At 70.7% G+C, this 21,290-nt stretch carries 21 protein-coding genes; 12 read left to right on the top strand and 9 right to left on the bottom strand.

Translation table 11 applies throughout. The features are described from left to right. Positions 1-47: 47 nt before the first annotated feature. On the top strand, positions 48-296 hold the full coding sequence (locus AB0N02_RS12060) for a hypothetical protein (RefSeq protein WP_363945148.1): 249 nt from the start codon (positions 48-50) through the stop codon (positions 294-296). 49 nt (positions 297-345) lie between these two features. Here the strand turns inward: AB0N02_RS12060 and AB0N02_RS12055 are convergent, their stop codons facing one another. Beyond that, positions 346-1,521: an NAD-dependent epimerase/dehydratase family protein gene (locus AB0N02_RS12055; protein WP_363945146.1), complete on the bottom strand. Its 1,176-nt coding sequence runs from the start codon at positions 1,519-1,521 to the stop codon at positions 346-348. Between the two features lie 321 nt (positions 1,522-1,842). On the opposite strand from AB0N02_RS12055, the gene AB0N02_RS12050 reads away from it, so the two are divergent. The 3 genes from AB0N02_RS12050 to AB0N02_RS12040 all read left to right on the top strand — a co-directional run bounded on the left by AB0N02_RS12050 (position 1,843) and on the right by AB0N02_RS12040 (position 4,558). Then, positions 1,843-2,172: an STAS domain-containing protein gene (locus tag AB0N02_RS12050; protein ID WP_363945144.1), complete on the top strand. Its 330-nt coding sequence runs from the start codon at positions 1,843-1,845 to the stop codon at positions 2,170-2,172. Further along, positions 2,172-3,107 (top strand): sensor histidine kinase, encoded by a 936-nt coding sequence (locus AB0N02_RS12045; RefSeq protein ID WP_363945142.1) that lies wholly within the window; start codon positions 2,172-2,174, stop codon positions 3,105-3,107. The genes AB0N02_RS12050 and AB0N02_RS12045 overlap by 1 nt, the downstream gene beginning before the upstream one ends. 365 nt (positions 3,108-3,472) lie before the next feature. Beyond that, positions 3,473-4,558 carry a hypothetical protein gene (locus tag AB0N02_RS12040; RefSeq protein ID WP_363945140.1) on the top strand — a complete coding sequence of 362 codons (1,086 nt, stop codon included), beginning with the start codon at positions 3,473-3,475 and terminating at the stop codon, positions 4,556-4,558. A 93-nt stretch (positions 4,559-4,651) separates the two neighbouring features. Here AB0N02_RS12040 and AB0N02_RS12035 read toward each other — a convergent pair whose 3' ends face one another. Then, a complete protein-coding gene (locus tag AB0N02_RS12035) occupies positions 4,652-5,071 on the bottom strand; it encodes a MarR family transcriptional regulator (protein ID WP_363945138.1) in 420 nt (139 codons plus the stop codon). Positions 5,072-5,168: 97 nt separating this feature from the next. On the opposite strand from AB0N02_RS12035, the gene AB0N02_RS12030 reads away from it, so the two are divergent. Next, positions 5,169-6,767: a DHA2 family efflux MFS transporter permease subunit gene (locus AB0N02_RS12030; protein WP_363945136.1), complete on the top strand. Its 1,599-nt coding sequence runs from the start codon at positions 5,169-5,171 to the stop codon at positions 6,765-6,767. Positions 6,768-7,310: 543 nt separating this feature from the next. Further along, on the top strand, positions 7,311-7,655 hold the full coding sequence (locus tag AB0N02_RS12025; RefSeq protein ID WP_363945134.1) for a MerR family transcriptional regulator: 345 nt from the start codon (positions 7,311-7,313) through the stop codon (positions 7,653-7,655). A 51-nt stretch (positions 7,656-7,706) separates the two neighbouring features. Here AB0N02_RS12025 and AB0N02_RS12020 read toward each other — a convergent pair whose 3' ends face one another. From AB0N02_RS12020 to AB0N02_RS11995, 6 genes are all read right to left on the bottom strand, one after another. Further along, a complete protein-coding gene (locus AB0N02_RS12020) occupies positions 7,707-8,282 on the bottom strand; it encodes a cupin (protein ID WP_363945133.1) in 576 nt (191 codons plus the stop codon). A gap of 36 nt (positions 8,283-8,318) precedes the next feature. After that, positions 8,319-9,953 carry an acireductone synthase gene (gene mtnC, locus AB0N02_RS12015; protein WP_363945131.1) on the bottom strand — a complete coding sequence of 545 codons (1,635 nt, stop codon included), beginning with the start codon at positions 9,951-9,953 and terminating at the stop codon, positions 8,319-8,321. A gap of 500 nt (positions 9,954-10,453) precedes the next feature. Then, the gene (locus AB0N02_RS12010) at positions 10,454-11,455 is read right to left on the bottom strand and encodes a TIGR04500 family putative peptide maturation system protein (RefSeq protein WP_363945129.1); all 1,002 of its coding nucleotides are present in this window, start codon (positions 11,453-11,455) and stop codon (positions 10,454-10,456) included. After that, complete coding sequence (locus AB0N02_RS12005) at positions 11,455-12,417, bottom strand: MvdC/MvdD family ATP grasp protein (RefSeq protein ID WP_363945127.1); 963 nt, start codon at positions 12,415-12,417, stop codon at positions 11,455-11,457. The genes AB0N02_RS12010 and AB0N02_RS12005 overlap by 1 nt, the downstream gene beginning before the upstream one ends. 52 nt (positions 12,418-12,469) lie before the next feature. After that, positions 12,470-12,616, bottom strand: coding sequence for a hypothetical protein (locus tag AB0N02_RS12000; protein ID WP_363945126.1), 147 nt, complete (start codon positions 12,614-12,616; stop codon positions 12,470-12,472). A 272-nt stretch (positions 12,617-12,888) separates the two neighbouring features. Beyond that, on the bottom strand, positions 12,889-14,028 hold the full coding sequence (locus AB0N02_RS11995; RefSeq protein ID WP_363945125.1) for a lytic murein transglycosylase: 1,140 nt from the start codon (positions 14,026-14,028) through the stop codon (positions 12,889-12,891). A 484-nt stretch (positions 14,029-14,512) separates the two neighbouring features. Between AB0N02_RS11995 and AB0N02_RS11990 the strand changes: the two genes are divergently transcribed. Both AB0N02_RS11990 and AB0N02_RS11985 read left to right on the top strand, forming a co-directional pair. Further along, positions 14,513-14,695, top strand: coding sequence for a hypothetical protein (locus tag AB0N02_RS11990; RefSeq protein WP_363945124.1), 183 nt, complete (start codon positions 14,513-14,515; stop codon positions 14,693-14,695). A 406-nt stretch (positions 14,696-15,101) separates the two neighbouring features. Continuing rightward, positions 15,102-15,995, top strand: coding sequence for an IclR family transcriptional regulator (locus AB0N02_RS11985; protein ID WP_363945123.1), 894 nt, complete (start codon positions 15,102-15,104; stop codon positions 15,993-15,995). Positions 15,996-16,008: 13 nt separating this feature from the next. Here AB0N02_RS11985 and AB0N02_RS11980 read toward each other — a convergent pair whose 3' ends face one another. Continuing rightward, the gene (locus tag AB0N02_RS11980) at positions 16,009-16,611 is read right to left on the bottom strand and encodes a flavin reductase family protein (protein ID WP_363945122.1); all 603 of its coding nucleotides are present in this window, start codon (positions 16,609-16,611) and stop codon (positions 16,009-16,011) included. A gap of 245 nt (positions 16,612-16,856) precedes the next feature. Between AB0N02_RS11980 and AB0N02_RS11975 the strand changes: the two genes are divergently transcribed. Genes AB0N02_RS11975 through AB0N02_RS11960 form a run of 4 tightly spaced genes read left to right on the top strand, consistent with a single transcriptional unit; the run spans position 16,857 to position 21,283 of the window. After that, positions 16,857-17,726, top strand: a complete 870-nt coding sequence (locus tag AB0N02_RS11975) for an alpha/beta fold hydrolase (protein WP_363945120.1) — start codon at positions 16,857-16,859, stop codon at positions 17,724-17,726. Next, positions 17,723-19,396, top strand: coding sequence for an FAD-binding protein (locus tag AB0N02_RS11970; RefSeq protein ID WP_363945118.1), 1,674 nt, complete (start codon positions 17,723-17,725; stop codon positions 19,394-19,396). Before AB0N02_RS11975 ends, AB0N02_RS11970 begins: the two co-directional genes overlap by 4 nt. Continuing rightward, the gene (locus AB0N02_RS11965) at positions 19,393-20,427 is read left to right on the top strand and encodes a ferredoxin--NADP reductase (RefSeq protein ID WP_363945117.1); all 1,035 of its coding nucleotides are present in this window, start codon (positions 19,393-19,395) and stop codon (positions 20,425-20,427) included. Before AB0N02_RS11970 ends, AB0N02_RS11965 begins: the two co-directional genes overlap by 4 nt. Positions 20,428-20,482: 55 nt before the next feature. Beyond that, positions 20,483-21,283, top strand: coding sequence for a 2-keto-4-pentenoate hydratase (locus AB0N02_RS11960; RefSeq protein ID WP_363945115.1), 801 nt, complete (start codon positions 20,483-20,485; stop codon positions 21,281-21,283). Positions 21,284-21,290 lie beyond the last annotated feature (7 nt).

Below are 21,290 nucleotides of genomic sequence, written 5' to 3'. Positions count from 1 at the left end.
TATGGCCGTCGTAGGAACGGCGGGACAGCGAAGACGGGGGGACCGATATGGGACTCATCGATCGCGAGTGCGTCCGTCGGCTGCTGGAGGCACCCGATCCCGGCGCGACCCTGGTGTTCGTCGAGGGTGACTGCCTGGTCCTGCCCGACGGGGAGATCAACGACCGGCACAGACCGTTGATCATCGCGCGGCGCTACGAGCTGACGGAGTTCCTCGGCGGCGAGAGCGCGACCGACCAGCAACTGGACCTGCTGGCCGACCGCTTCGACAACATCGCCAGGGACATGGGGGACTGAGCCCCGGCGACCGTCGAGCCTCACCCGGGGCGTCGGAGAGGACCGGGAACTAGCGGGAGTGCCATCTGGCCAGGAGGTCGGCCTCCCTCTCCGGGGTGATCGTGACGGCCGTCGAGAAGGAGGCCTCCGACTCGCGGATCTCCCGCACCGACCGGCGCAGCGGGCGCGGGCTGAGTCCCGTGGCGTGGGCGGCGGCCGGGTCGGCGGTGTTGACGGCGATCCACGGGTTGCCCTCGGACCACAGCGGAAGCGAGCGGCCGTCCTCTCCCTCGGCGAGCAGGAAGTCCTGGCCGACCCAGGTCAGGGTGGTCCCGGGCGGGCCGACCTCGGCCAGGATCGTCTCCAGCATGTCGCCGAAGGAGAACGGCGGGGCGGGGCTGACCGCGTGGAAGGTGCCCGGTCCGGCCGTCCCGGATCCGCCGCCCGTTCCCGCCGCGATCTCCGCTCCCGCCGGGGCGACGCCGTCCCGCGCGCTCGTGTCTCCTGCCTTCTCCAGCATTCCGATGATCCAGGACGCCATGTCGCGCCCGTCGATCACCTGGATCGGGTCCGAGGGGTCGCCGGGGGCGAGGACCTCGCCGCCTCGGGCGATCCGGTTCACCCAGTAGGTGAAGCGGCCGGTGTGGTCGTGCGGGCCGATCACGTAGGTGGGCCGTACGACCAGCGTTCCCGGCCCGAACCTGGCGACCGCGGTACGTTCGCACAGCACCTTCAGCGCGCCGTAGGTCTCGCCGGTCACCTCCTGGGGGACCGGCCCGTCGATCTCGGCCAGCGGCGAGTCCTCGGAGAAGCCGGGGGCGGGCGGGACGGTGTAGACCGCGGTGCTGGAGATGAAGACGTACCGCCCCGCCGCGAGCGCTCGCCCGGCGGGCGATTCCCGCCTCTCGGCGTCCGGAGCCGTGTCTGTGCCCCTGTCCGCGCCCCTGTCCGCGTCCGCGTCCGTGTCCGTGTCGGCGTCCGCGCCGGTGGCCGTGGAGAGCGCGTCGGCGAGGGAGTCGATCTGCGGCGGGAGATAGGCGCTGACGTCGATCGTCGCGTCCCATCTCCGGCCGCGCAGGATCGACAGGTCCGCGTTGCGGTCGGCCGTCAGGTGTTCCGCCTCGGGGAACAGGTCCGGCCCCGTTCTCCCCCGGTGCAGCAGTGAGACCTCGTGTCCGGCCGCGAGCGCGGCCGCGGTGATGTGCCGTCCGACGAACTGGGTTCCGCCGATGATCAGAATCCGCATGGCCATAATTTTGTCCTATATGGGGTCGGTACGGCAGAGGGATCCGCTCCCGTCCGAGCGGCTGTCGAGCGGGCCGTCCGGATCCTTCGAGAACCGATGGCGGGAAATGCCGGAGAAACATCCGTCTCATCAGGGAGAATGCGGGCGAGTGGCAGGCAGCGCCATTTCCGTGTGACCCCTGACCGTTCATCTGCTTCGCTTCAAAAGTCGGCAAGGGGTACGTTGGTTGTGTCCATCCTCTATCTCGGGACCTTCCTTATGGCAATTCGGCCAGAGCAGAGATCGCCCAGACCGCCCCCGGCCGCCGGACGTGATTCCTTCGTGTCCGGCACCCCCGAGCGGCTCGTCCAACCGCTCCGGATCGTCCCCCTCCGACGGCTCCCGGGCCTCCGGGTGAGCGGCGAGATCGACCGCAGGACCAGGAGACCCTGGGAGAGTGCGCTGGAGGAACTGGTCGCCGCCGGCCGTGACATGCACCTTGAGCTCTCCGACCTCACGTTCATCGACGTCCGGGGAACGTGGTTGCTGGCGGAGGCCGCGCACAACCTTCCCTTGGGGAAGAAGGTGGTCCTGCACCACCCGCCCTACTGTCTGAGGTCCGTACTCGCCTTGATCGGGTCGTTCCCCTCTCCGATCGAAGTGGAGACATGATGGACATCGCGACGGCCGAACAGGATCCGTTCGTCCATCCCGCGCTGTTCTACCGGGGGGTTCGCGAGTACCTCCAGGCCACCCTGCCGTTCATCCGGGGCGGGCTGGTGGCCGACGAGCCGGTCGCGGTCGCCGTGCCGGGGCGGAACCTGCGCCTGCTGCGGACCGAGCTCGGCGAGGCGGCGGCCTCCAGGGTGCGCTTCATCGACATGACGGAGGCGGGCCGCAACCCCGGCCGCATCATCCCCGGCCTCCTGCGTACCTTCACCGACCTGCACGCCGACCGCAGGGTACGGATCATCGGCGAGCCGATCTGGCCGGGCCGGTCGGACACGGAGTATCCCGCGTGCGTCCAGCACGAGGCGCTGATCAACCTGGCCTTCCCCGGCCGCGCCGTCACCATCCTGTGCCCGTACGACCTCGACGGGCTGAAGGGCGAGGTCGTCAAGGACGCCGAGATGACCCATCCCGTCCTGATAGACGGGTTCGGCCTGCGGCTCAGCGACGCCTACGCGCCCGAGCGCGTCATCCGCGACTACAACCGGCCGCTGTCCGACCCGTGTGACGCCGCCGTGTTCGACTTCGGCTGCGGCGACCTGGCGGCCGTGCGCGATTTCGTCGCCGAGCACGCCTCCCACGCCGGGCTCCGCGGCGAACGCCTTGAAGACCTGCGGCTGATCGCCGGCGAGCTGGCCGCCAACAGCCTCGACCACGGTGGCGGCGGCGGAAGGCTGCGCCTCTGGAGCGAGGACGGCCAGGTGGTGATGGACGTCAGCGACGCCGGTCACATCACCGACCCCCTCGCCGGGCGCAGGCCGGTCGCCCCCCGTCAGCAGGGTTCGCGTGGCCTGCTCGTCACCAACCTGCTCAGCGATCTCGTCCGTGTCCACACCGGCGAGGGCGGCACCACCGTTCGCGTGTACTTCACGATCTGACGCGTCGATGGCGGGGCTCTCCCCGCCGTCCGGATCGCCGTCCGGATCGCCGTCCGGATCGCCGTCTGGATCCCGGCGTTCTCCCGGTCGTCCGGGGACGGCGGTCGGTGGCGGGTATCGAACCATGGGATTCCATCGAGTTATATCCGAAGTTGCGGTAAAAGGGCGCTTTATTTATCAATGCTGGATTACCAGTCCGCATAAGGGGGTGTGTGGCGGATTGGGTCTTTTCGCCGTGCCGTACGTGGGTTATCAATAACGCGAAGGCGGTGTGATCGGCGCCTTCCATCCGTAAATCGCCACCGGGTGACCGGTGTCGCACCCATATATGGCTGTCACACCCCCCAGAATGGATGGAGAATCGTATGCGCCGGTTACGAAGAGCGCTCCTCGGAGTCCTCTGTGTCACCGTCATGCTCGTCACCGGGCTGGCCTCGGCGGTGACGAGCGCCCAGGCCGCCGTCCCCGACCGCTGGGGATTCGCCTTCGTCGACGTCTTCTCCGGCACTCCGACCCTGGCGCACCAGGCCGGAAGCTGGTCGTCGGCCTCCGTCGTCACGGTCTCCCCCGGGGCGACGGGCCAGGTGAAGGTGGTGTTCCCCGGCATCGCGTCCCCCGCCGGGGTGGCCCACGTGACGGCCGTCTCCCCGAACGCCGAGTGGTGCCAGCTCCAGACCTGGCTCCCGTCGGGTCCCGACGAGGTCGCGCTGGTCCAGTGCTACAAGTACGGCGGCGCCCCGGTGTTCGTCCCGTTCACCATCGTCTTCGAGGAGAGCAGCGGCACCCTGCCCGCTCCCCAGGCGCTCGGTTACGTGCACTACAACGGCGGCTCCGTCGTCACGCAGTTCAACTCGACCGCCGGTGTGGACACGGTCGCGCCCGGCGCGGTGGGAGTCTGGACCGTCACCCTGCCGGGGCTGGGCTCCTCGAGTCCCGAAGGCGGCTTCCAGGTGACCGCCGTCGACCGGGGGCAGCCCGCCCGCTGCAAGGTCGGCGGATGGAGCGCGGCCATCGCGGCGCAGATCGTCCAGGTGGTCTGCTACAACGCGACGAACGCGCCGCTCAGGACCGGCTGGACGCTGACCTACCAGCGGCAGCGGGCGATCACCGGGGCGGCGAGCCCGCCGAAGTACTTCGGCTACACCCTCGAGGTGAGCCCGGGTACCCCCGGCCCCTACGCGCCCACCCCCGTGGGGATCAACTTCAACCCCTCGGGCGCGCCGAACACCATCAAGAACTTCGCGGTGGGTCGCGAGGTGACCTTCCCCAAGATCGGCTACCTCCGTGACCACGTCCAGGTGACCGGGTTCGGGTCCGGACCCGAGTACTGCAACATCCTGAAAGTCTGGACCACCCCGCCGAACGACGCCGTCGTCAGCGGTATCAAGTGCTACAACGGCGTCGCCGTGACCCCGTATCGGTTCTTCGCCAGCTACACCTCGGAGAAGTGACCGTCCCGGAGACGTGATCGCCGAGGTCCGGTACGGCCCGCCAGGCTTGGGCCGTACCGGACCTTCGTGGTGAGGCGGACGCCGGGTGGTCGGTCACCGGTCGCGGATGCCGGTGATCAACCGGATCAGCTCGGCGCGCAGGGCCTCCGGATCCTCGACCCGGTCGGTGATGATCCGTTCGGCCGAGTCGCCCGTCATGACCTCGGTGTACGCCCGTTCGCCCAGCTCGGTACGGCTCACCATCACCCGGCGCCGGTCGGCCGGGTCGCGCTCGCGCACGATGTGGCCCTCACGCTCCAGCCGGTCGAGCACCGGGCGGATCGTCTGCTCCTCGACGTAGGTGCGGGCCGCCAGCTCCCGCTGGGTCCGGGGGCCGTCGTCGAGGGCGTTCAGGGTGAGGAAACCCGCGTGGGTCAGGCCGCGCTCGGCGAGCAGCGCGTTCCACTCGCGTTCGACCAGGCGCGCGGCGACCAGGAGCAGGCGGCCGGTCGCCCAGGACGCGTGATCGCCCATCGAACCCCGTTCTCCGACGCAGGAATGAAACCTTCGTGCCACGCTATCCGAAGCAAACTAAGGGTACTTAGTGTTTCGGTTCGGAGGAGGAGGCCGCATGGGCGTGTCGGCGTCACCGGAGACGGCGGTTGCGAGTGGCAGGGGGAGATGGGCCGGGCTGGCCTTCATCGCGCTGGCCGTGGCGATGATCATTTCCAGTACGACGATCACCAATGTGGCCGTCCCGCAGATCATCCGTGATCTCGGGCTGAGCTCGACCGACGCGCAGTGGATCCAGGAGTCCTACGCGCTGGTGTTCGCCGCGCTCCTGCTCACCTTCGGCCGCCTGGCCGACCGCCTGGGGCGGCGCCGCCTGCTGCTGACCGGGGTCACGCTGTTCGCGGTGATGTCCCTGCTGGCGTCGGCGTCCGTCAGCGGGCCGATGCTCGTCGGGGCCCGGATCCTGCAGGGCATCGGCGGAGCGATGATCTTTCCGACGACGCTGTCGCTGCTGAACGCCGGATTCCGGGGCAGGGAGAGGGCGACCGCGTTCGCCGTCTGGGGCGCCACGATCGGGGGAATGGCCGCGCTCGGCCCGCTGGTCGGCGGCTGGCTGACCACCGACCTGTCCTGGCGCTGGGCGTTCGGGATCAACATCCCCGTCGCCGTCGCGGTGATGGCAGGGGTGCTGGCGTTCGTGCCGGAGTCACGTGAGCTCGACACCCGGCGCGGGGCCGACGTGGCCGGCGCGGTGCTGTCCACCCTCGGCTTCGGCCTGCTGGTGTTCGGGCTGGTCGAGGGCAGGGTCTACGGCTGGCTGCGGGCGGTCGAGCCCTTCGCCGTCGGCGGCTGGACCTGGCCGTTCACCGTCTCCCCGGTGCCCGTCGCCTTCGCCGCCTCCGCGCTCGCCCTGGTCGCCTTCGTGCTGGTGGAGCGGGCCCGCGACCGGCGGGGCGACGTCGCGCTGCTGGACCTGTCGCTGTTCTCCATCGCCTCCTTCCGCAACGGCAACATCGCCGCGCTGATCGTCAGCCTCGGCGAGTTCGGCGTGCTGTTCGCGCTGCCGCTGTGGATGCAGTTCGTGCTCGGATACTCGCCGCTGCAGACGGGTGTCGCCCTGCTGCCCCTCGCGGTCGGCTCGTTCGCGGCCAGCGCCTTCGCCTCCCCCCTCTCCCAGGCCAGGGGACCGGCCTTCGTCGTCCGTCTCGGACTGCTGCTGGAGATCGTCGGCATCGCCGGGCTCGGCTTCGTGGTCTCCGCCGACACCCCGTGGGCGCTGCCGGTGCCGTTCCTGTTCTGCTACGGCATGGGCATCGGGCTGGCCACGGCCCAGCTCACCGGGGTGGTCCTGGCCGAGGTCCCGGTCGAGCGCAGCGGTCAGGGCTCCGGGACGCAGAGTACGGTCAGGCAGATCGGGTCGGCGCTGGGCATCGCCGTACTCGGCACGCTGCTGTTCGCCGGGCTGAGCGCCGACCTCGACCACCGGCTGAGCCGGGTGAACGAGGTGAACCCGGTACAGCGCGAGCAGATCGTCTCCGCCGTGCAGCGCAGCGCGGGCGGGGCCATCGCGGGCCTGGCACGCCTCCCCGAGGTCGCGACGGCGGCCAGGGAGTCGTTCGCGACCGGCACCCGCTACGCGGCGTTCGGCGCGGCCGGATTCCTCGCCGTCGGCCTGCTGGCCAGCCTGTCCCTGGGCGGGCGGCGTCCCGAGGACTGATCGGGCCCGTCACCCGCCTCGGTCCGCTCCCCACGTATCACACAAGGCGCTGTGAGCTGCGGTTTCACAATACGATCAGCAAAAATCTATTGTGGCTGCTGTAGACATTCGTGTGTGTCGTGGGTAGTCTTTGTGGAGCCGCAGGCGGTGAGAATCGCATGCGGCAGGCGTTGAATCCACCACGTGGACGTCAACGCGAGACCGTCGGATGCCGGGGCTCGGCACGAGAGGGCCTCCGGCACCGGTGCGCCGAGCGGCTTTCGGAGCGCTCGTGGCAATTGCGAAGCACGAACAGGGCGGAAAAGAAGGGGGAGTCGGACGCCACAAGGATCACTCGCCGCGGTTCGGTCTCGCCGTGCGGGTGCCGCAGTCCCATGGATTGGAAGGTGGTCTCCGGTTAACTCATATGCGTTTCCCGTGCCCCCGCCCTCGACGAGGGTGTGCGATGCGGGGAAACCGGCAAAGTAGCCGGTAGATGGTGTTGAACTCGTGGGCCCCGGCGTTGGGTGCGCCGGGGCCCTGACACGCCTCACGGAAGGTGCGATGGAACCGGCTCGTTCAGCTCTGTCCGACAAGTTCGACGACGACGACTACCCCGCCTACAGCATGGGACGGGCCGCGGAGATCCTCGAGGTCACCCCGGCGTTCCTGCGCAGCCTGGGTGGCGGCAAGCTGATCGAACCGCTCCGCTCGGCGGGCGGCCATCGCAGATACTCCCGCCACCAGCTCCGCCTCGCCGCCCGCGCCCGCCGGCTGGTCGACCAGGGCACCCCGCTGGAGGCGGCCTGCCGCATCATCGTCCTGGAGGACCAGCTGGAGGACGCGCTGCGCCTGAACGCCGAACTGCGGGCAGGCTGCGAGTGCGGCTCGCGGCCGCCGAGCCCCTGACCCGTCAGGTCCGGGTCCGGGCCCGGCGGTGCGTGATCACCTGGGAGCGCGTCAGCGGGTGGCCATCAGGGTGTCGAAGTCGGCGAAGTCGTCCGACAGCCGGCTGCCGGTGAAGTCGCCGACCCAGCCGTCCTCGTCGTGGAAGAACCGGATCGCCACGAAGTCGGGCTGGGTGCCCATGTCGAACCAGTGCGTGGTGTCGGCGGGCACGCTGAGCAGGTCGCCGGCCTCGCACAGCACCGCGAACACCTTCGCGCCGACGTGCAGGTAGAAAACCCCGGCGCCCCGGGCGAAGAAACGGTCCTCGTCGTCCTCGTGGGTGTGCTCGGAGAGGAACTTCTGCCGGGCCTGCGCCGCCTTGTCCGCCCATCCGGGATCGTCGGACGGCGTCATGTGGACCACGTCGACCAGCACGTAGCCCTCCTGCCGGATGACCCGGTCGACGTCGTCGCGGTAGGCGTCGAGCACCTGCTCCGGGGTCGCCCCGGCGGGCAGGTCCCGGACCGGTTCCCAGCGTTCGAAGCGCACCCCGAACGGCTTGAGCGCGTCGGCGATCTCGTCGGCGTTCTCGGTCCTGGTGAGTACGGTGTCCGGGTCGTCCTCGGCCCAGACGGTCAGCAGTGTCATCGGATCCTCCTCATCGCGGTGCCGGGTCTTGGTGCCCTATCTGCCCTGCCGGTTCTTCGTCCTCGTCGTCGGTTTTCCCGCCTGCCCTGCCTGCCCCGGTTTCCGTGTCCGGCCCGTCTGGTCGTTCCGGCCCGTCTGGTCGCTCTGGCCTGGCTGGTCGTTCTGGCTCGTCTGGTTGCTCCGGTCGGTCTGGGGTGCCTGGCCTGTCTGACCCGTCTGACCCGTCTGGTCGGTCGGGGGCGTCTGGCCGCTCTGGGGCGCTTGGGACACCTGGGACACCTGGGGCGTGACCGTCTGCCGCGTCTCCACGGCGAACCGAAGCGACCATTCAAGGCATTCGAGGCGGTGCCGGGCCTGCCGCGGGTCGTCGCCCCAGACGTAGAGGCCGTGCCGGGCCACGATCAACGCGGGCGTGCCGGCGTCGAACCCCGCCTCGAAGGCGTCGCCGAGCACGCGCATGTCCTGGTCGTTACGGATCACCGGCACCGTCACCACGTCGTCGTGCGCGGCGCGGCCGAGCCCCTTGAGCATCTCCAGGTCCCGCAGTACGACGCCGTCGGGCCAGAGCTCGGCGGCGACCACCGGCGCGAGCGCGTGCACGTGCACCACCGCGCCCGCTCCCGACACCGCGGCGATCCTGGCGTGCAGCCCGGCCTCCGCGGACGGCACGCGCTCCGGGCAGGGGGAGTCGGCGGCGCCGCGCCCGCTCTCGTCGACCACCACCACGTCGTCCTCAGTCAGCTCCCCCTTGTCCCGCCCGCTCGCGGTGACCGCGAGCCGGAGCGGATCGCGCCTGAGCACCACGGACAGGTTGCCGGACGTGCCGTGCATCCAGCCCATCGCGGCGTAGCGGGCGGCTTCGGCGGCCAGGGCCCGCCCGGCCGCGCGCAGCTCGCCGACGGAGACGGGCTCGGCCCCCTCGTCGGAAGAACCGGGGGAGGAGGCGGAGGGACGCCTCCGGACCCCCGCCCTGATCCCGTCGAACGAGCCGATCTTCCGGTGCGGGCCGAAGTCGGCGTCGCCGTACGGCTCGCCCGCGCGGGCGACGCCGACGGTCTGCCAGCCCGCCTCGGCCGCGGCGTCCAGCTCGGCCGGTACGTCGGACAGGAAGAGCACTTCGGCCGGATCGGCGCCCAGCGCCTCCGTGATCGACTGGTAGGACGCCGCCTCACGTTTGGGGCCGGCGTTCACGGTGTCGAAGTGCCGGCTGAAGAACTCCGTGACGTCACCGTCGGAGGTGCGGGAGAACGAGGCGATCTGCGCGGCGACCGAGCCGGAGGAGAAGATCGCGAGGTCGATCCCGGCCTTGCGCCACTGCGCCAGCGCCGGTGCGACGTCCGGGAAGAGCGCGGTGGTCAGCTCTCCCTCGGCGTATCCGTGTTGCCAGATCAGCCCCTGCAGGGTCTTCAACGGAGTGATCTTCTCGTCGGCGTCCATCCACCCGTGCAGCACGGTGACGAGTGCGGCGGTGTCCGCGGAGTCCGGCAGCTCACCGAGCCGCCTGATCTGCCCGACCGCCTCGGCCACCTCCGGATCGTCCGGGTGCTCGTCGATCCAGGGCCCCAGCCGCGGGCGCGCGTAGTCGTAGAGCACGGTGTGTATCTGCTCGGTCGGGGTCAGCGTTCCCTCGATGTCGAGGACGATCCACCGTGTGGACAGAATGGCGATCACGGGTTACCGAGATCTCCTTCCCGGTAGCGGTCGGTCGGTTTCCGCGGAACGAACCGGTTGGTCGGTTTCCGTGGATCGAACGCTCCTCGGCCGGTGGTCCTCGTGGCGAGGAGGGGGCGACACACCGGCGTCGGAGGCGAGACGCCGCCGACCGGCCGGAGACCTCGGGCGGGCGCGGGAGCGCATCCCGCTACGGGAACGCACGTGATCGCGGCGTCCGTCGCCGTGACCGAGGAGATCGTCACCGCCGCGCCGCGGCCCCCCGCGGGCGACGCCGAGCCACGCAACTCGGTCACGCACCTGCCCTCTCGCTGCGAAAGCGGACTATTCGAAATCTCCTGCTACGGCGGATATTCCGATGAGAACGGTGTTGCCAGCTGTTCCGAATACGTTACGCGGTCGCGTCAAGCATGCACGAACGGAGCCCGTCTGTCTTCTTCCTACGTGCTTTTCTGTGGTTTTTCTGTCTTCCGGCCGGATTCCAAAAACCAGAGCCTGTCTCACCTTTCGGTCTGCTCGGCGGTACCCCAGAACCATTCGATCTTCGCCGTGTTCCTGCGCCGCTCGACCCATTCGGCGAAGATTCTCCGCTCGATCAGATCGCGGACGGTTCCGTCGAACACGGCGGGCTCGACCGTCAGCACCTTGACCATCAGGTGCCCCCGCTCCGTCTCGACGGGCCCGACCACCGTCCCCGGTTCGGCGCCGAAGACCAGGTCGGCGACCTCCCGGCTCAGGTCCCCGCGCCGCAGCGTGGCGAACACCTCACCCGGTACGGCGGCGCCGCCCGCGAACGCCCGTTCCACGGCTCCGAGGAACCCGGCGGGCTCATCGGCGTCCAGGGCGACCCCCGGCACGAGCACGACCTGCGCCACCCGGGCGACGTCGAGCTCACGACCGTACTCGGCGAACCACTCCTCGACCCGTCCCGCGGCCGTCCGCGACCGCAACCGCGCCACCGAGGCCTCGGCCGTGACCAGTTCCTCAAGCTCCCGGTGGGAGATGCGGTTGCGCTCCATCCACGCCCGGGTCTCCTGGCCGGTCAGCAGCCCGCGCGCCCGGCGGAAGGCGTTCATCGCCTCCTGCAGCTCGGCGTCGGTCAGCGGCTCCGGCGCCTCCTCCAGCGCCTCGCGTACCAGGCTGTCGGTCACGAGACGGTCGGCCAGCCGGGACTCGTCCCAGATGAAGTCCAGGTAGGCGACGGCCCTGGCCACCGGCGTCTCGACGCCGTTGACCCGCAGCAGCAGGTGCTCACCGGCCCGGTGCACCCCGCGCAGCGGCCAGGGCAGTTCCAGGTCGGGACACCAGGACAGGGAGATCGTGGCGCCGTGGTCCTCCTTGAGGAGCAGGGCGTGGTGGAGCGAGCCGTCGTACTCCTCGCGCTGGCTGACCAGCCGTACCCGCACCCCGGGGTGGTCGGCCCGGAACCTGTCGAGATCCTGCCCGGCCCTACCGCCGCTGAGCACGCCGAGCGCGTCCGCCAGCATCCGCCCGTCCGCCATCACAACACTCCGCTCATGAGCAGGTCGCGGATCGCCGCGCCGATGGGCAGCCCGGTCGCGGTCTCGATCCAGAGGAACTGGCCGTTGGGGTTGATCTCAAGGAAGACGTGGCGGCCGTCGGGGGTGAGGATCAGGTCGATCGCGCCGTAGGCCAGCCCGAGCCGCTCGACGAGCCTCACGCAGCGCGCGGAGACCTCCGCGGGCAGGTCGTGCACGGTGATGGGGGTGGCGCGCGGGTCGTAGTGCCGCCAGTCGTACCGGGTGTGGTTGCTGACCTGGGAGTGGATCTCCGCGGCGAAGACCTCCCGGCCGACCACGGTCACCCGCACCTCGACCCGCTTGGGCACGTAGGCCTGGGCGATGACCGGGCAGAACCGCAGCGCGTCCGCGTGCGCCAGGTCCGCGGGGGAGACGGGCGCCGCGAACCGGCCGAACCGCTCCTCACCCGCCTCCAGCCGGTTGCCGTGCACGGGCTTGGTGATCACGCGTCCCTCGTGACGGTCGTAGAAGTCGAGGAAGCTCTCGGGGTCGGTCGTGATCAGCGTCGCGGGCAGCTCGAAGCCCAGCCGCCGGGCCACCTCAAGCTGGTACGGCTTACGCCCCGCGCGGTCGAGGACCGGCCGGGACGCGGGAACCGTCAAGCAGCCGAGGCTGTCCCACAGGCTCTCGGCCGTGATCCGGCACTCCTCCGCCACGTAGGCGGGGGCGGCGACCCGCGGATGCGCGACCGGGTCCAGCGGCCTGCGGTACCAGAGCGCGGTCAGCTCGTCCAGCGCGATCCTGCGGCCGTCGGCGTCGAGCGTCCGGCCGGTGGAGCCGTCGCCGGAGTGGCCGATCTCCAGCGTGGCGTGGGTCGGGTAGGCGGCGGGATCGAAGACGGCGACGTCCGCGCCCGCGGCCGTGAGCAGCTCGACCACCCGGTCGGCGTGCTCGTCCCCGTCGGTGGTCAGAACGAGAATCATGGCTGCGGCTCCCAGGCGGGGGCGCGCCGTACGCGCCCCCGCGGCGAATCGATCAGCTGTCGCCGGAGGTGTGGCTGTGACCGCCGTGGATCACGATGACCTGGCTGCGCACGCCACCGTTGACCTGGAGAAGCTGACCCTCGTCGAGCTCGGGGCCGAGGGCCGCGATGTCGTCGAGCGTGGTACGCGACTTGCTCATGCGTATCCCCACCTTTCTGCCGTCCGGATCGCCCGGTGCGATCCGTTCGACAGGAACACTAGGCAGGAGCTACCCGGCAGTACGTCCGTCAGGCGGATGATCGTCCCTCACCCTGTCAGTGGACACGGACAGAGTCCGGGACGGACACGGACAGAGTCCCGGAAGTCCGGGACAGATATCGCCTCGGCCCCGGTGGCGGCCGTCCCCACCACCTCGATGCGTCGATCGGGGGACCGTCCGCCTTACGGGGCGAGCCTCGCCGGGGCGTGAGGTCAGGGGCCGGTGAGGCGGCGGTCGCCCTCGGTGGTGACCACGAACACCTGCCAGTTGTAGTAGGCGTAGTAGTTTCTGATGTCCTGCTTGATCTGACGCGCGTGCAGCAGCACCGCGTCGACGTACGCCTGGGAGTGGTTGTAGGCGTACAGCGCGCGCCGGTAGTCGCGCGGCGCGCCCGACGCGTGCAGGTAGTTGGCCGCGGCGAGCAGGGCGTCCCGGGTGTCCTGGATGTCACCGCCCATCCCGTAGGCGGCCCATGTTCCCGGCATGAACTGCATGGGTCCCTTGGCGCCCGTGTAGCTCGGTGACCGCACCCGGCCGAACTTGGTCTCGACGAACATCACCGCCGCCAGCACCTCCCACTCGACGCCGAACCGGCGTTCGGCATGCCGGAAGTGGCCGAGCAGGACGCCCGCGGGTTCGGGCGGCTGGACGCGGAACTTCGCCGACCCGCTGATGGGCCGGACGAGGGAGAGCAGGTTCCGGGCGGCCGTCACGTTGTCCTTCGCCTGTCCGGCCAGGGCCTTCGGCAGTTCGGCGTAGGTGCGGGAGGCGACCTTCGGATTACGGGCCAGGTACCGGTAGATGCGCTGCTGGTGCAGGGCCAGCAGCACCACCGGCTCCGGGGGCTGCCCCTTGGCGGGGTCGCCCTCGCGCACCCAGGTGTCCACGGCGCGCCGGAGTTCCTCGACGGTGCCGGTCAGGGAACGGGCCAGCCGTGGCGGGTCCTTGGGAAGCGCGGCGTCCGGCGCGGGCGGGGCGGGGCTCGGGCGCGCGGGCTCCTTCTGTTCCCCCTGCTCCTTCCGCTCATCCGGCGGTGACGTCGCGGGCCGCTCGGGAGCTGGGTCTGTCGCCCCGGAGCCCGGATGCGTCTCCGTCCGGCCGGAAGCGGCCGGTGCGGCTGCGTTCGACGAACCGGCACAGCCGGAGACCGCGATGGCCAGGCCGGTGAGCGCCGCGACCACCGAGCCTCCGCGCGCCCGGCCCGAGCGCGTGCCGTACCGGCCGCGGGACCGGTCACCGGGCTGTCCGCCGGGCCGTCCGCCGTCCGAGGCGTCCTTCGGCGCGGGTGGCGTCTCTCCGCCTGACGGGCGGCCGCGCTCCGGCCGTGCGGACACCGTGTGCTGATCCTTCACCGGTCCCAACGTACCCGAGCGGCGATCTCCGAGCCCGTTTTCCCCGACGGCCCGCCGGGCCCCGAACGGCCCGGCCGGCTCCTCCCACCGCCTCCGTCAACGGAGGCTTCACCGTACGGCATGTGGAGGAACCTCTGGACGGGAGCCTGGACATCCCTTCGGTGCGCGAGATGTTCTCTCCGGGAGGAGCGCCGCGGGCGTTGGAACTGGCCGCTCGGCCGTACGACCTACGGCATGCCGCGCTGTCCCTTTCGTGCCGTCGGACCCCGGCCGGTGCCGGTCGAAGACCACGCTCGCGACCGCTCGCTGAGACCTGTTCACCTGACGGTTTCGCCGTCAGGGATGTCGGGTCGTGGGAAAGGCCCGCTCAGCGGGACTGTGGTGTACGCCGGTGGCGGGTTCGCTGCTGAACTGGGACGCGTGGTGAGGCGGGCCGCCGCACGGGTCGCTGTGGGCCGGCCGTCACCGCGTACATGGAGGGTGCATGGGACACGAACCGGCCGTTCACCGAGACGAGAGCCGCGCCAGGGGGGTGCTGAACAGGCCCGAGGCGCACAACGCGCTGAGCGGGACGCTGCCGGCGGAGCTGGAGCGGGTCGTGTGCGAGCTCGACCCGTCATGGACCCGCGGCCCGGGGCGACGCTCCGTCGGAGGGCCGCACATCTGAAGGTCGTTCACTGGGCGACGGTTCCGGATCCGGACCCGCTCCGCCAGAGGGTTTCGGACGGCGGTCGCACCGAATGCGCCCGTGGGCGGAGGTCGGGACGGCCGGGGCCGCCGCCTGCGCTTGGTTTCGGTCATGTGACGGCCGGGTGTCCGTTGACGCACTTCCCGGTGGATGTTACACATGGCGTGAATGCCATTCAGTTCAGTGAGCCACGCCCCGGATGCGGCCGGGCGCTTCGCGTGACCCGGAACTTCTCCCGGGCGCGGACGAGTGTGGTTGGTGGATCCCGCCCTGTGGTGAATCGGACGAAAACTACCATTCAGCGATCTTCTTCTCTCTCTTCCCTGGCGCTCATCTCGTTGCTACATTCCAAAACAAGAATTCGCTTCAGTTCTAGGGAGATGTGATGACCGCTCTCTCTGCCGAGCCCGGCCAAGCGACGTCCGCGCGGCGAGAGCTCCCACCGTCGATGGTTGAGCGGATGACGCTGATCATCGACGCGTTCGACGGACGTTTCACCCACCTCACGCTGGAGGACGTGGTCCGGTGCACGCACCTGCCACGCTCGACGGCGCATCGCATCCTCGACCAACTCGTACGACTTCAGTGGCTGGAGCACTCGTCCTCCGGCTACAGCCTGGGCAAGCGGGCGCTCGGGCTCGGCGGTGGCGACGGCAGCCACGGGGAGATCCGTGAGGCCGCCGCGCCGCTGCTGCACGACCTGCAGATGAGAACCGGAATGGTGGTCCACCTGGCGGTCCTGGACGGTCCGGAGGTCTTCTACCTGGACAAGGTCGGCGGGCGGTTCGCCCTGGCCGTACCCTCACGTGTCGGCGGCCGGGCCCCGGCGCACTCGACCGCGCTGGGCAAGGCGATGCTCGCCTGGATGGAGCCCGAGCGGGTCGAGGAGCTGGTCCACAACAAGATCAGCCGGTTCACCAGCCGGACGATCGGCGACATCGGCACCCTCCATCAGGAACTGCACCGCATCCGGCGGCGCCGAGGGCTGGCCTTCGAACGCGGCGAGAGCTTCCCCGCCATCTCCTGCGCGGCCGCGGCGATCCGCGGCCAGGACGGTCCCGTGGCGAGCATCTCCCTCGTCGGCGACAGCCACACGCCGCTGGAGAACGTCGCCCCGCTGGTGGTGGACGCGGCCCGGCAGGCGTCGCTCGCCCTCTTCCCCGGCCAGGACGACCAGCGGGGACGGCCCCGGCACCCCCCTCGGGTGCCGGGACAGACCTGGTCGGCGGAGACCATGAACCGCTGGCTCACCATGGGCGGCCACGACGGCTGGCTGTGAGGCACGGCCCGCGTCATTCCCCCTTGCCCACGCGGTTCCAGTCCCAGTGATCCGCCCAGCCCCACAGACCCGGAGCGAACAGCGCCGGTTCGGCGTCCCTGTCATGGTCGACGCCGAACCGTCCGCGGTAGAACACCATGGGACGCCGGTCGGCGCCTCGCTCGGTCTCCAGCACCCGGCCGATCACGACGTCGTGGTCCCCGGCGGTGTGCACGTCGTGGACCTCGGCGTGCACGCGCAGCAGCACGTCGTGCAGCCCCGGCGTGCCCCAGCGCGACGGCTCCCAGTCGAGCCCGTCGAACTTCTCGCCCCTGCTGGAGCCGAACCGGGAGCATAGGTCGGACTGGTCTTCGCCCAGCACGTTCACGCAGAACCGCCCGGACCTCCTGATCCTGGGCCAGGTCCGGCTCTGGTTCCCGGCGCAGAACAGGATCAGCGGCGGTTCCAGCGACACCGACGCGAACGCCTGGCACACGAATCCCACCGGCTCTCCCTCGTCGATGCCGGTGACGACCGTCACGCCGCTCGCGAACAGGCTCATCGCCCGCCGCATCTCCGCGGGATCGGGAGGGGTCACGCCGACGGCGTCCGGAACGAGTGCGGGCTTGGCTGTCATGTGGTTCACCTCGGAGACGTCGGACGCCGCCCCGTCGGCGGCCCATGGTGCCGAAGCTACGGGCCACCGGCGCCGCGTCCGGGCCGGATCCCGCTGAGCGGAAGCGGCGCCACGCCCCGTCCGGTGTCCCGGCCCGTTCCGGCGGAGAGGGGGTCCGGTCTCACTCATCGGGAGGGACGCCCCGCTCGCCGGGCTTCGCGGGCTACGTTCCCCGGAGCCGATACTCCGATGAATGGGACGGACGAATGTTGACCGAGCTGACCTACGACTCGACGGCGCGGGAACTTGCGACCGACCAGGGTGTGCTGCGCTACCACGAGGCCGGCGAGGGCCCGCCGCTGCTGCTTCTGCACGGCTCGGGGCCCGGAGTCACCGGCTGGCGGAACTTCCGCGGCAACCTGGCCGTGCTGGCCGAGCACTTCCGCTGCCTGATCCTGGAGTTCCCCGGCTTCGGGGTCAGCCATACCACCGATGAGCATCCCATGGTCGCGGCGCAGGGCGCGGTCGTCCGCTTCCTCGACGGGCTCGGGCTGCGGCAGGTGGACGTGATCGGCAACTCGATGGGCGGCATGGTCGGCGCCCAGGTGGCGATCAACCATCCCGAACGCGTGCGCCGGCTGGTCACCATCGGCGGCATCGGCAGGAACCTGTTCAGCCCGGCCCCCGGCGAGGGCATCAAGCTGCTCGTCGAGTTCACCGAGGAGCCCACCCGTGAGCGGCTCGTCCGATGGCTGGAGTCCATGGTCTACGACCGGTCCCTGGTCACCGAGGAACTGATCGAGGAGCGCTGGGCCCTGGCCACCGAACCGGCCACGCTGGAGAGCGCCCGCCGGATGTACAGCTGGGCGGCGTTCGCCGCGAGCGCCGCGGCCGCGGCCGCCTCGGACGCCCCGCCGTACTGGGCGATGCTGCACAAGATAAAGGCCAAGACGTTGATCACCTGGGGCCGCGACGACCGCGTCAGCCCGGTCGACATGGCGATCCTGCCGATGCGGGCCATTCCCGACGTCGAGCTGCACATCCTCTCCGACTGCGGCCACTGGGCGATGATCGAGCGCAAAGCCGCCTGGGAGAGCGTCGTGCTGGCCTTCCTCACCCGCAAGGAGGAGCGATGAGCGGCTGGGACCACGAGTTCGACCTCCTCGTCGTGGGCAGCGGCGGCGGCGGCATGGCGGCCGCGCTGACCGCGCACGACGCGGGCCTGTCCACCGTGGTGGTCGAGAAGGGCGCCATGTTCGGCGGCAGCACCGGGGTCTCCGGTGGTGGCGTCTGGATTCCCAACAACCCCACCCTGCGGGCCAGAGGGCACGACGACAGCCGGGAGTCCATCCGCCGCTACCTCGACCTGCTGACCGAGGGCCGGGTACCCCCGGCCCGGCTCGACGCGTTCGTGGACAACGGGCCGGCCGCGATGGAGCTGCTCGGCAGGAGCAAGTGGGTCCGGTTCTTCTGGACCAAGGGGTATGCCGACTACCACCCCGAGTTCGAGGGCGGCAGACCGCTGGGCCGGTCGATCGAGCCGGTCCCCTTCGACACCCGCGCGCTGGGCGAGGATGAGAAGTACCAGCGCCCCAACGGCATGAAGGGCCCGCTGGGCCTGTGGGTCACCAGCAAGGACTACCACGACCTGGCGATGGTCAAGCGGACCTGGCGAGGACGCTGGGCGTCGGTCGTGGCGGCCTGGCGGGTCTCCTCGAATCTCGTCCGCCGCCGCCACATGTCCACCGGCGGGCGCGCGCTCGTCGCCCGGCTGCGGATGGCCCTGAAGGACGCGGAGATCCCGCTGTGGCTGCGCACGGAGATGACCGAGCTCGTCGTGGACGGCGGCGTCGTCACCGGCATCGTCGCCCGGCGCGACGGCAGGACCGTCCGGATCCGCGGCAGGCACGGCGTGCTGCTGGCGACCGGAGGGTTCGACCACAACCAGGAGATGCGGAAGAAGTACCTGCCGGAGGGCGGCCGGGCCGACTTCGGCATGGGCGCCGGGGAGAACACCGGCGACGGCATCCGGGCGGGGGAGCGGGCCGGCGCGGCCATCGACCTGATGGACGACGCCTGGTGGATGCCCGCCGTGCGCCACCCGGCGGGCGCGACGATCCCGCTGGTGTCCGAGCGCTGCATCCCGCCGTCGGTCATCGTGTCCTCGCAGGGGCGGCGGTTCACCAACGAGTCCGCCCCGTACGTCAACTTCGTGCACGACCAGCTCGACGGCGGGCACGTGCCCGTGTGGTTCGTGATGGACGCCAAGGCCAGAACGCGGTACCCGTTCGCGCAGATCCTCCCCGGAATGCCGATCCCGGAGGCCTTCTACGAGCAGGGCGTGGCCTTCCGGGCCGACACGCTCGCCGAACTGGCGGGCAAGATCGGCGTCCCCGCCCAGGCGCTGGCCGAGACCGTCGAGCGCTTCAACGGGTTCGCCAGGAGGGGCAAGGACGAGGACTTCGGCCGCGGCGACAGCGCCTACGACCGTTACTACGGCGACCCCACCCTGAAGAACCCGAACCTCGACGTGATCGACAAGGCGCCGTACTACGCCTTCCGCGTCGAGGCCGGTGACCTCGGCACCAAGGGCGGGCTGGTCTGCGACGAGCACAGCCGGGTGCTGCGGCCCGACGGCTCGGTGATCGAGGGGCTGTACGCCACAGGGAACACCTCCGCCTCGGTCATGGGCAACGAGTACGCCGGTCCCGGCGCCACGATCGGCCCCTCCATCGTGTTCGGGTACATCGCCGCCCGGCACGCCGCCCTGCGGCGCCGTACCGCCGCCGCGGAGTCACGGGCATGACGCCGGTGAGGTCGCTGCGGGCACGGGTCGTCGAGGTCATCCGGGAGACCGCCGACGCGCACTCGCTGGTGCTGGAGCCCGCGGACGGGGACCACGCCCGGTTCGGGTACCGGCCGGGCCAGTTCCTCACCATCCGGGTGCCCACCACCCGGCCGGAGGGCGCGGCGCGCTGCTACTCCCTGAGCAGCTCGCCGATGTGCGACGAGAAGCTCAAGGTGACGGTGAAGCGCACCCGGGGCGGCTACGGGTCCAACTGGATCTGCGACCACGTCACCGAGGGGGACGTGCTGGAGGTGTTGCGTCCGGCGGGGACGTTCGTCCCCGCCTCGCTGGACGAGGACCTGCTGCTGCTGGCCGGCGGCAGCGGCATCACCCCGGTCATGTCGATCCTCAAGTCGTGCCTGCGCGCCGGCACCGGCGCGGTCACGCTGGTGTACGCCAACCGGGACGAGAACTCGGTCATCTTCCGCGACGAGCTGATCGCGCTGAGCGCCGAGCACGCCGAGCGGCTCACCGTCGTCCACTGGCTGGAGTCGGTGCAGGGCGTGCCCGCCGCGGCCGCCCTGGCCGCGCTGACCCGGCCGTACGCGGACCGGGAGGCGTTCGTCTGCGGCCCCGGCCCGTTCATGGACCTCGCCGTGCAGGTGCTCACCGGCCTCGGCGTCCCACAGCGGCGGGTCAACGTCGAACGCTTCGAGTCGCTGGCCACCGACCCGTTCGGCGAGTTCGCCCCCGTGATCGACCCTTCCGGCCCCGGCGGCACGGTCGAGGTCGAGCTCGACGGCGAGAGGCGGACGCTGACCTGGCCGAAGGGCAGCAAGCTCCTCGACGTGCTCCTGGCGGCCGGGATGGACGCGCCGTACTCGTGCCGCGAGGGGTCGTGCAGCGCCTGCGCCTGCGTGCTGCTGGAGGGCGAGGTCGCGCTCGAGCGCAACACGGTGCTCGACGAGCAGGACCTCGCCGACGGGCTGACCCTGTCCTGCCAGGCCACCCCGGTCAGCGACCACATCAAGATCACTTACGACGGGTGAGCCCCGTCTCCATCGACCGCCCGCCCCGCGCGGGCCACGACCGCAGGAGGAACCGATGCTGGATGGGACGCGACGCGCGTCCGTGGCCGAACGGCTGTGGGAGGCCGAGCGGGATCGCGCGCCGATCGAACCGCCGACCGACGCCTACCCGGACATCGACGTGGTGGACGCCTACGAGATCCAGCTCATCAACATCCGCCGCCGCCTCGCCGCCGGGGCCCGGGTGTACGGGCACAAGGTGGGGCTCTCGTCCCCGGTGATGCAGCGGATGATGGGGGTGGACGAGCCCGACTACGGTCATCTGCTCGACACGATGGTGCTGTCGCAGGACGCGCCGATCCCGGCCGGGCGGTACTGCTACCCCCGCATCGAGGTGGAGATCGGGTACGTGCTCGGCGCGAGCCTCCCGGGCGAGGGGTGCACCGAGGCGGACGTGCTCGCCGCCACCGAGTACGTCGTGCCGAGCATCGAACTGATCGACAGCCGCGTCCGGGACTGGCGGATCCGCCTGGCCGACACGATCGCCGACAACGCCTCCTCGGCCGGCGTGATCCTGGGTGACGCCCGGATGAGCCCGGCCGAGCTGACGGCCGCGGGCATGGACATCGCCGACATCGACGTCGTGCTGTACTCCGGCGACGCCGAGATCACCGGGGGCAACACCAGCGCCGTGCTCGGCGACCCCACCACCGCCGTCGCCTGGCTGGCCAGGAAGGTGGCCTCCTTCGGCGTGAAGCTCGAGGCCGGGCACGTCATCCTCCCCGGGTCCTGCACCCGGGCCGTCGACGCGCGCGCCGGCGACACCTTCCACGCCGAGTTCGCCGGGCTCGGCTCCGTGACCGCTCGATTCGAATGAGGGTGAC

The organism is Streptosporangium sp. NPDC051022 (assembly GCF_040683035.1).
In the GTDB taxonomy this organism is placed as follows: Bacteria; Actinomycetota; Actinomycetes; order Streptosporangiales; family Streptosporangiaceae; genus Streptosporangium.
The sequence above is the reverse complement of the archived record's forward strand: the minus strand, read 5'-3'. Positions and strand labels throughout refer to the sequence as shown.